At 71.7% G+C, this 9,413-nt stretch carries 9 protein-coding genes and 1 pseudogene; 4 read left to right on the top strand and 6 right to left on the bottom strand.

What is annotated here, in order from left to right; all coding sequences use genetic code 11:
• The first annotated feature begins 85 nt into the window (after positions 1-85).
• Together GT042_RS32150 and GT042_RS32145 are read left to right on the top strand one after the other, a co-directional pair.
• A complete protein-coding gene (locus tag GT042_RS32150) occupies positions 86-1,126 on the top strand; it encodes a hypothetical protein (protein WP_161312216.1) in 1,041 nt (346 codons plus the stop codon).
• A gap of 41 nt (positions 1,127-1,167) precedes the next feature.
• Positions 1,168-1,821 (top strand): sortase, encoded by a 654-nt coding sequence (locus GT042_RS32145; RefSeq protein WP_161312215.1) that lies wholly within the window; start codon positions 1,168-1,170, stop codon positions 1,819-1,821.
• A gap of 20 nt (positions 1,822-1,841) precedes the next feature.
• On the opposite strand, the gene GT042_RS32140 is transcribed toward GT042_RS32145, so the two are convergent.
• The 6 genes from GT042_RS32140 to GT042_RS32115 form a co-directional block, all read right to left on the bottom strand.
• Positions 1,842-2,570 (bottom strand): phosphatase PAP2 family protein, encoded by a 729-nt coding sequence (locus GT042_RS32140; protein WP_161312214.1) that lies wholly within the window; start codon positions 2,568-2,570, stop codon positions 1,842-1,844.
• Between the two features lie 357 nt (positions 2,571-2,927).
• On the bottom strand, positions 2,928-3,902 hold the full coding sequence (locus GT042_RS32135; protein ID WP_161312220.1) for a bifunctional lytic transglycosylase/C40 family peptidase: 975 nt from the start codon (positions 3,900-3,902) through the stop codon (positions 2,928-2,930).
• A gap of 107 nt (positions 3,903-4,009) precedes the next feature.
• Positions 4,010-4,612 carry a hypothetical protein gene (locus GT042_RS32130; protein WP_237531420.1) on the bottom strand — a complete coding sequence of 201 codons (603 nt, stop codon included), beginning with the start codon at positions 4,610-4,612 and terminating at the stop codon, positions 4,010-4,012.
• A complete protein-coding gene (locus GT042_RS32125; protein ID WP_161312213.1) occupies positions 4,609-6,465 on the bottom strand; it encodes an alpha/beta hydrolase in 1,857 nt (618 codons plus the stop codon). Before GT042_RS32125 ends, GT042_RS32130 begins: the two co-directional genes overlap by 4 nt.
• On the bottom strand, positions 6,462-6,953 hold the full coding sequence (locus tag GT042_RS32120; RefSeq protein ID WP_202534348.1) for a hypothetical protein: 492 nt from the start codon (positions 6,951-6,953) through the stop codon (positions 6,462-6,464). Before GT042_RS32120 ends, GT042_RS32125 begins: the two co-directional genes overlap by 4 nt.
• 272 nt (positions 6,954-7,225) lie before the next feature.
• The gene (locus GT042_RS32115) at positions 7,226-8,032 is read right to left on the bottom strand and encodes an SAM-dependent methyltransferase (protein WP_161312218.1); all 807 of its coding nucleotides are present in this window, start codon (positions 8,030-8,032) and stop codon (positions 7,226-7,228) included.
• Positions 8,033-8,510: 478 nt separating this feature from the next.
• On the opposite strand from GT042_RS32115, the gene GT042_RS32110 reads away from it, so the two are divergent.
• Together GT042_RS32110 and GT042_RS32105 are read left to right on the top strand one after the other, a co-directional pair.
• Complete coding sequence (locus tag GT042_RS32110) at positions 8,511-8,819, top strand: hypothetical protein (protein ID WP_161312217.1); 309 nt, start codon at positions 8,511-8,513, stop codon at positions 8,817-8,819.
• A 313-nt stretch (positions 8,820-9,132) separates the two neighbouring features.
• Positions 9,133-9,413 (top strand): annotated as a pseudogene (locus GT042_RS32105) (hypothetical protein); the annotation flags it as partial.

Genomic DNA, 9,413 nt, shown 5'->3' with positions numbered 1-9,413 from the left:
AGCCAGACCCCACTTCGCGGACACGCCCTAGCCCGTACGGACCACCGAGGTGGCCGACCGGGCGTCCGGGGGTTCGCCTGTATCCATGGATCGATACGGACCCCGCTCGGCCGCGCTCGCCACGGCCGCCGCTCTCCTTCTCGCGCTCGGGGCGAGCGCCGCCGTGGCCGTGGACAAGCCGACGGAGCCGGGGAAGCTCACGCTCATCAAGACGGCGGTCGGCGACGTGGTGGCGGACAAGAAGGGCAATCCGCTGTACATCCGCGAGGCGGACAAGCCCAACGTGTCGGGCTGCACGGGTGCGTGTGCGAAGTCCTGGCCGGCGGCGCTCGGCTCCCCGACGAAGGCCAAGGACGTGACCGCGCGGACGTCCAGGACGAAGAAGGACGCGCCGGGCAGCGACGAGCGGCAGGTCGTCCTTAACACGCATCCGCTGTACTACTTCAAGAACGACATGCCGAACCGGCCGAGGGGCCAGAACCTGCCGGGCTTCAGCCTGATCGCGGGCAACGGCAGGCCGCTGTCGGAGCCGACGACGTCCCCCACGCGGTCCGCGAAGCCCGGCCGGTCCGCCTCCCCGGGGACCTCCACCGGCGTGATCGCGAGCGCGACGGCGAGGGTGCCCGCCCCGGCGCGGATCGCCACGCCGACCGGTACGAGGCCGCCGCTCATGAAGCCGAAGGACACGACGGCGACGAGGACGGCGAAACCCAAGCCGAAGCCGGCGAAGACGACGCCCCCCGAGGCGACCAGAACGGCGACGAGGAAACCGGCCGTCACCACCCCACCCGCTCCCCGCAGAACGACCGCCCCGCCCCCGGCCACCCGCTCCCGTACGGCGACCCCGGCACGGCCCGCCACGACCGGGCCGGCCGCGGTCACGCCCGCCCCCGTGACCACCCGTACCGCCTCCGCCTCGGCCTCCGTCGGCGTCCTCCAGGTCACCCCGTCCGGCGGGGCACGCGGCGGCGCGGACCACCCGGTCGCCGTGGACTCCGCAGCCGCGCAAGGCCCGTCGAGAGCGGTCTCGCTGGCCCTCGCCGCCGCCACGACCCTGGTGGCGGCCGTCGCCTGCACAGCCCTGCTGATGCGCGCCCGGCGCCGGTCGAGGGACGGCCGGCACTGACCGGAACCGGGACCGGCCGGCCCACCACGCCGGGGCGGCCGGTGGACGTGACGGTCAAGGCGCTCTTCGGGCTGGCGGCCCTGGGCGCGGTGGCGACCGTCGCACTGGCGGTCCTCCCCGAGCGGTCGGCGCCCGCGCACCGCCCCTCACCGGTCGCCGCGGAACCGCGCGCGGTCCACGTCGCCGACCCGCACTCCGCTCCCGTACGGCTGCGCATCCCGGCCCTGCGCGTCAGCGCGGCGGTCATGCCGCTCTCGCTCGACGAGACCAGGACGCTGGACGCGCCGAGCTTCCGGCACGCGATGAAGGTCGGGTGGTACGCCCTGGGCCCGCGCCCCGGCGAACGCGGCCCGGCCGTCCTGGTGGGCCACCGGGACGCCCCGGCGAACCCCGGGACCGTCCCGGTCAGGAACGGCCGCGACAACATCCGTAACGCCGTCTTCGCCAAGCTGGGGCGGCTGCGCGCGGGGGACAGGGTGGAGGCGGAGCTCGGGGACGGGCGGCGGGTGCGGTTCCGGGTGACGGCGGTGGACACGTACCCGACGGCGAAGTTCCCCACCGCCCGGGTGTACGGCCCGGTGCCGGGCCCCGAGCTGCGGCTGATCACCTGCGGGGGTGTCATCGACGCCGACGGGCACTGGGACTCGAACGTGGTGGTGAGCGCGGTGGCGGAGACGGGCCGCCGACCCGGATAGACAGCCGGGTCGGTACGGGCTCAGGCCGCCAGGTTGTTGTCGTCGGGCCGCGGCTCGGGCATCCCGAGCGGCCGGGTCCCGCCGACGGCGCCCGCGCCCGCGATCAGATCGGCCTCGCGCGCGGCCCCGGCCCGTACCACCCACCCGGCGTGCCGGGAGCGGGAGACCGCCGACACGAGCGGGGTCAGCAGGGCGAGGGCGAGGGGGGTGAGCAGCAGCGCGACGGCCGTACCGAGCGCGAAGCCGCCGATGACGTCGGTCGGGTAGTGGACCCCCATGTAGACGCGGCAGAAGCCTTCGAGCAGGGCCAGCCCGAGGGCGGCGAACCCGAATCCCCGGTGCGCGACGAAGACGGCGGCGGCGATGGCCATCGCCATGGTGGCGTGGTCGCTGACGAAGGAGAAGTCGGTCTTGCCGTCGACCAGGACGTCCAGGCCCTTGTGGTCGAGGAACGGACGCGGCCGTTCGACGAACCCACGGATCGGGATGTTGACGAGGACCGCGAACCCGGCGGCGAGCGGCGCCCAGACGAGCCCGGCGACGGCGGTCACCGAGTCCTCGGCGGACCCGCGCCCGCGGACGTTCCACCAGCAGGCCAGGACCACCAGGACGAGCGCGAGCATGATCCCGTACTCGCCGACGAACTCCATGACGCCGTCGAACCACGACGGAGCGTCCTTGGCCAGCCCGTTGATGTCGTAGAGCAGGCTGACGTCTGGGTTCGACCCATCCAGTACGAGTCCAGCCATCTGCTGCGGCCCCTTGCCTTGTTCGCCATGACATCCGCCGAGGCGCGCCGGACCGCGCGCCGCGTCCACCAACCCCCGTGGTCAGTAAGGAACATGCTGCGTGATCAAGAGCGCAGCTGTTGCCCATGGAACGGCCTGTTCACGCAGTACGTTCCACTCTCCACCGAACGATCACCATGACGTTATCGAAGAGTGACACGTCGTCGCAGTTCAGGGGGGTGACGGGACGGATAGTTCCGGCCATTCGGCGACCGCCGAATGGCCCTGGGGGAGGTTCCGCCCGGGCGGGAACAACGCCTGCGGGACGGCTCGTACCGTACCCCTGCCTACCTCTCCCTACCTCTCCGTACCTCTCCCTCACACGGAGGGACGGTCGGGGGGCAGGTTGGTCGGCAGGGACTTGGCACCGTCCTCGGTGACCCGGGTCGCGCCGAAGTAGTCCGGCTTGTCGATCTTGTCGAACCGGATCACGGCCCCGGTATAGGGCGCGTTGATCATGTATCCGCCGCCGACGTACAGCCCGACGTGATGGATGGCCCGCGAGTTGGTCAGATCTTCGGAGAAGAAGACAAGATCACCGGGGAGCAGCTCGTTGCGGGCGGGGTGCTCGCCCGCGTTGTACTGGTCGTTGGCCACACGCGGCAGCTCGATCCCGACCGTACGGTACGCGGCCTGCGTCAGCCCGGAACAGTCGAACCGCCCTCCCTGGGCGGCCGTGCCGTTCCCGCCCCAGAGGTAGGGCGTACCGAGCTTCTGCTGGGCGAAGTAGATCGCCCCGGCGGCCTGCCGGGAGGGCTCGACCCGCCCCACGGGCGCCGCGAAGCTCTTCTCCAGGGTCCGGATGATCTTGACGTAGTTCTGCGTCTCCCGGTACGGCGGCACGCCCCTGTACTTGATGACGGCGTACGCGCCCGCGTTGTAGGAGGCGAGCATGTTGTTCGTCGGATCGCCGGGCACGTCCTTGACGTAATCAGCCAATTCACAGTCGTACGAGGCGGCGGACGGAATCGCGTCCTTCGGGTCCCAGATGTCCCGATCCCCGTCCTTGTCCCCATCGATCCCGTGCGCGGCCCAGGTGCCGGGGATGAACTGCCCGATGCCCCGGGCGTCGGCCGGACTCTGGGCGGAGGGGTTCCAACCGCTCTCCTGGTACAGCTGCGCGGCGAGGAGGGCGGGGTTGATGGCGGGGCAGAGGTTGCCCCACTGCTCCACGAGCGGCTTGTACGCGGCCGGCACGGCCCCCTTGGCGAGCCCGACGGTCCCCCCGCTCCCCCCGGCGAGCCCGGCGGCGGCGGAGTAGGTCCCGACGACGAGCAACGCGACAAAGGCCATCCCCGACCCACCGACGGCGGACGCGACGAGCCATGCCTTACGCACCGTCAAAACACCCTTCGCGTCAGGGCCGCTGTCCGGACCAGTGTAGGCGGGGAGGGGTCGGATCAGGGGGTGGACGGCGAGGAGGCCGGAAGAGGATCCCGCGATGACCAGAAGTGGTCGTGGATGTCGGGGGGCGGAAGGGGCGCGCGCGAGTACGTAGGACCGTCCGGTCGCGGCCGGGGCGGTGAAACCTCGGACTTGGCGAAGCACGGAGTGGTGACACTCAGGAAGAACTGCCCTTCGTGCCCGACGGCCACGCTCATCCGGAAGTCGTCCGGGGTCGCCGCGTAGACCGCCGGGAGTTCCTCGTCGGCATCGACACTGGTGATCTTGTAGCCACGCTTCTTCCAGTGCCGCTCCACCACCCCCAGCAGGTTCCCGCGCCTGACCGTCGACACCTTGGTCATGACCGTGGCGCGTCGAGTGGCAGAGCCGGTTCCGGTGGAGTCGCCGCCGCAGGCTCTCTCGGTCGCGGCATCATGCGCCCACGCCAACGGCGGCTGAACGGCCTCGAATGTGTCCAGAAGGATCGCGTCCGCCGCGTCCGCCCCTTCTTGCATATTCATGGCCACCTTCATGTCCCCGTCCTCCTTGTGCGATTCGAACGAGCCGCATCCAGCGAGAGTGACGGCCAACAGCAGAACGGTGAGAGACCGCCGTCTCATCGAGGCTCCTGGGTCTTGATTCGTTCGCCGTGACCGGCAACGATTTTCGCGATGTTCCTGGCCGATTCTTCGTCCACATCCGGATTGAAGTAATTGGTGTGCGCGTCGACGCCTCCTATGTCCGCGATCGGCCGTGGCCCGTCCGCCACCCGGAACCGCCGCGCGCCGAAGGCCTCGTGCGCCGGATCAGTCCCGTACCAGATCTCCCGGTCGTCCGCCTGCGCGTCCTGCGCGAAGTACGCCACCGTGCCACCCCCGAGGCCCCCAACCACCGCCCCCACCGGGCCGCCCATCGCCGCGCCCACCACAGCCCCGCTCATCGCCCCCGTCGCCATGCCACGCGCCTCGATCTTGGCGGGCATGGCGGTCACCGGGTCGTTCTCCGCCGCGCCGACGTACACGTGCTCCCTGCCCACGCCGAGTTCGTCGGCGGATCGCGCACCGGTCCCGGGGCTGCCCAGAAGGATGATGTCGTCAGCGCCCGGAACACCCCCGGGCCGCTGTGCGGCCTGGCCGACGGTGAGTGAGCCGTAGGAGTGCCCAATGGCGGTCACATGCGGATCCCCGGTCTGGTTGGTCGCCGAGATGCCGGACATGAACTCGTTGTACGCGACCGCCCCGGTCTCCGCACGATCAGCGAACATCACATCGGTGTTGCCGACGACATCGTCCGCCGAGAGCTGCGGCGCGTCATATCCCAACCAGACCAGCGCGGCACTCGACGGGTCGTACTTCTGCGCCCCCAGGGCGATGTCGCCGGCCCGTTTCACATCGTTCTCCGCGAACTCCTTGTCCAAGGCCGTTCCCAGGCCCGGCACATAGGCGGAGACGTTCCGGGCCGTGTCCGGATTCCCGAACGACACGATCGCGCGGCCGTTTCCCTCGTCGCCGATGCCAAGCAGGAGCATGGGCGGCAGCAACGCGTCCGGGAACCGCAACTGCCGGTCAATCTCCCGCAACCCCGCCAACCGCGTCCGCGCCCCCTCGTCGCCCAGCCCCTCCAACTTCCCCATCAACAACTGCAAGTTGTCCCGGTTCGCCGCATCCCGCACCACCGCCGGGATCCCGTCCAGATTCCCGATCACGTCCGGGTAGACCGCCAGGTACTCCTCGCGCCGCTCCCGCGTCAGGCCGTCCCACCACGCCTTGCGCTCCGCCGGCGAGGCGGCCTCCGGGATCGCGTCCCGGAGGTAGCCGTCCGCCGCACCCCGTACCGCCGTCGCGTCGCCGTACGCGTCCGTCCACATCGCGGCCGAGACCTTGAGGCCCTCCCGGGCCGTCAACTTCCGCAGCGTGGCCGCGTATCGCTCGTCGATGCCCCGCGCCTCGCGCAGCGCCCGTCCGACGCGGTCCACGACGTCCTGGGCCTTCGCCTCGTTCGGGTTCACGCTCCCGTACGCCGACGGCACCGCCGGGAACGGCTCCGCCCCGCTCCCCGCGATCCGCCCGCCCGGCACCGGCCGGCCCGTCGACCAGTTCTCGCCCGCCTCGGGGTAGCTGACCCCGCCGTCCGGGTGCACGGTGAAGCCCAGCGCCCTCGCGTCCTCCAGCGCCTCCCGCAACGCCCGCTGCGGGCCGCGCAGTTCATGCGCCAGGCTGTTGAGCGTCGTACGGACCAGACCGCACTCGGTATGGACGTACTGGAGGTCACGGCTCAGGTCCCGCAGCCGTACGCCCGCGGCCCGCGCCGCCTCGCCCCGCTGCGAGTCCCGGATTCCGGTGAGCAGCTGCCGGTCGATCCGGTCGCGCGCCGCGTCGGCGCGGTTGCTCGCCCGGCCCCAGCCGTCGGCGGCGTCCTCCAGCTCGGAACACCGCACCTCGCGCAACTGGGCCCAGGTCAGCCCGCCACTCACCGACCACCACCGAAGCCGGGGCCGAAGCCGGGGCGGGAGCCAGGACCGGAGCCGGAGCCGGAGCCGACGCCGGGGCCGGGGCCGGGGTCGAGGCCGACGCGGGGGCCGGAAGCGAAACCCGAGCCCGCCCCAGCACCCACCCCAGCACCCACCCCGGCGAGCGCCACCCGCACCGCCGCGTCACTCTCGCCCAAGTCCTTCGCGACCGCCCTCAGGCTGCCCGCGAGGCTCCCGCACTCCCCCGCGGCGGTGTCGATCCGCCGCTCCCACGAGGTACGTACCGTCCGCAGGACGTCCGCGACCGCCAGGCCCTCCGTACCGCCCGCCAACCCCGCGTGCGCGGCGGCGAATTCGGGCCGGACCTGGCCCAGGTGGGTCCGCAGCGCCTCGGCCGCGCCCGCCGCCCTGGTCCAGGGCCCCGCGCTGTGCCGTACATCGGCCCCACCGCCGGCACCCGCACCTCCACCGCTCCCCGCCGTCCCCGCCATCCCGCTCGCCCCTGTCCCGCAGTGCCGCCGCCCGCGCCCGCTCCCGGTCCGGGAAGCCGGCGGATATCGAGGGATATCGACGGCACTTTCCCAAAGCGGGACACGGGGCAATCGCGCGTCAGGACGGCGGAGGAGGACCCATACGTACGGCGGAGGCGCCCGCACGCACAGGGATCGGCGGGGCGGACGGACACCGCGACAGCCCGCCCAAGTTCACCCGTACGGAACAAGGAGAACGGAACAAGGAGAGCCGAGACGTACCTCCGCGCCCCTTACCCCTTCCGCCCCACTCCCCCGAACATCGCCACCTCGTCCGGCAGCCCCTCACCACCCGGTCCCGACCCCGCTCCCGCCACCGGCCGCCAGCGTGAGCACGACACCACCCCGGGCTCCAGCAGCTCCAGCCCGTCGAAGTAGCGGAGCAGCTGCTCCGGGGTGCGCTGGGTCAGCCGGGGCGTGCCGTTCTCGTTCCAGAAGGCGACCGCCGCGTCCACGTCCGGCATCGCCGGGCTGGTGATCGTGTGGGACAGCACCAGATGGCTGCCGGCGGGCAGCGCGTCCATGAGGCGGCGCACCAGGCCGTACGACTCCTCGTCGTCCTCGATGAAGATCACGACGCCCAGCAGTATCAGCGCGACGGGCTCGCTGAGATCGAGCGTCCGCGACGCGCGCTCCAGGATGGTGTCGACGTCGCGGAGGTCGGCGTCGAGGTAGTCCGTCCTCCCCTCGGGCGAGCTGGTCAGCAGCGCCCGCGCGTGGGCGAGGACGAGCGGGTCGTTGTCGACGTACACGATCCGGGACTCCGGGGCCACGCGCTGCGCGACCTCGTGGGTGTTGTCGGCGCTCGGCAGGCCGGTGCCCACGTCCAGGAACTGTCTGATGCCCACGTCCCTGGTCAGATGTTCGACGGACCGGCCGAGGAACTGACGGTCGGCCAGCGCGTAGTCCCCGATGCCCGGGTGCAGCTTCCTGATCTGGTCGCCGGCCTCCCGGTCGACGAGGTAGTTGTCCTTGCCGCCGGTCCAGTAGTTCCAGATACGGGCGGTATGGGGCCGGGTCGTGTCGATCCTGGCCAGAATCCGCTGGGTGTCCGCGAGGGAGGCGGCAAAGGGGTCGGCGTCGGGAACGGCATCGGGAACGGGAAGGACGGCCGGGTCAGCGGCGGAGGCGGAAGCGGCGTCGTCGCGCGATTCGTCTTGGGTCACAGACGCCTTCCTAGCCCAACCCCGTACCGTCGCAACAGACCTGATCCCGCCCCAGCTCCCCGCAATCCCTCCACGGCTCCCCCACCGGCCCTCCACGGCGCCGCACCCCCGCAAGAGTGGACCAACGACAGTCATTGCCCGGAGTCACGCCCCGTGATACACAGAGTAACCGATTGCGTACGTGTTGAGCCGGTCCGCACCAGGTCAGGGGGCCTGGACCGGTCATATGTGCGGGCATCGGGTAAAGAGAGCCGCCAAGCGGCATACGAGGGCGGTTCCATCAGCGAAGATAGAGCGTGACCCGTGCCATGGGGCCCGGGCGGCGAACGACCCAACAGGGGCGGTGAGTTACATGTACCTGGCGGCTGAAAAGGGCGACATCACCACCATCATCGGTGGTATCGCCCCGGACTGGGGACCCTTCGGGACACTCGGGAACGAGGCCCGGGTGATGATCGAGGTCGTGATGGCGGTGGCCATCCTGCTCTGTCTCGGCATCGCGATCTGGGGCGCGGCGAAGCAGCGCATCGGGGCGACGGCGCTCAGGGACACGTTCAGCGCGGAACAGGGCAAGGGCCTGATCGTCGCGGGGCTGACCGGCGTCTTCATCATCGGGTCGCTGGGCACGCTCTTCACGATCGTGTACGGGATGGCTGTCTGATCCCGGCCGTTCTCGCGGCCGGCTCCCCCGCCGGCCGACCCGGACGGCCGAGCGTGCTCGGTCCCACCCGTTCGGCCGTTCCGACGGACCTGTCACCCCGTTCCTCCGTCCGTCCTTTCCTCCGGTCCCTCCGGTACGTACCAGGCGTGCGCCCGGTGCGCCCTCCACACCACCCGTCCGTCGCGCCCACCGGCTGAGGTTGCGTCTCCCTGATGTCGAGTCACCACACCGCGCCCGCGCGGGAACCAGCACGGCTACCGTCGTACTACGCGGACCACGCGGACCCGCGCACGGCTGAGGGGGCTTTCGCGGCATGAGCTTCGGTGACGAGCACGGCTACGGCGACCCGGCGCGTCCCGCCCGTACGGACGACGGCTTCGGCGGTACGGGCCAGACGCGCACGCGGCTGCCCGACGCCAGAGGCGGCGACGGCTACGGCGGCGGCAGACGCCCCGCCCGCGGTTCACGCTCCCTCATCATGGTCGTGGGCGTCGTGGTCCTCCTGCTCGCGGCCATCGCCTTCGCGAACCGCGGCGGCGGCGAGGACCCGACCCCGCGCGCGGGCGCCCCCGACGGCGCGTCGAACCCGACGGC

The organism is Streptomyces sp. SID3212, assembly GCF_009865405.1.
GTDB lineage: Bacteria > Actinomycetota > Actinomycetes > Streptomycetales > Streptomycetaceae > Streptomyces.
The sequence above is the reverse complement of the archived record's forward strand: the minus strand, read 5'-3'. Positions and strand labels throughout refer to the sequence as shown.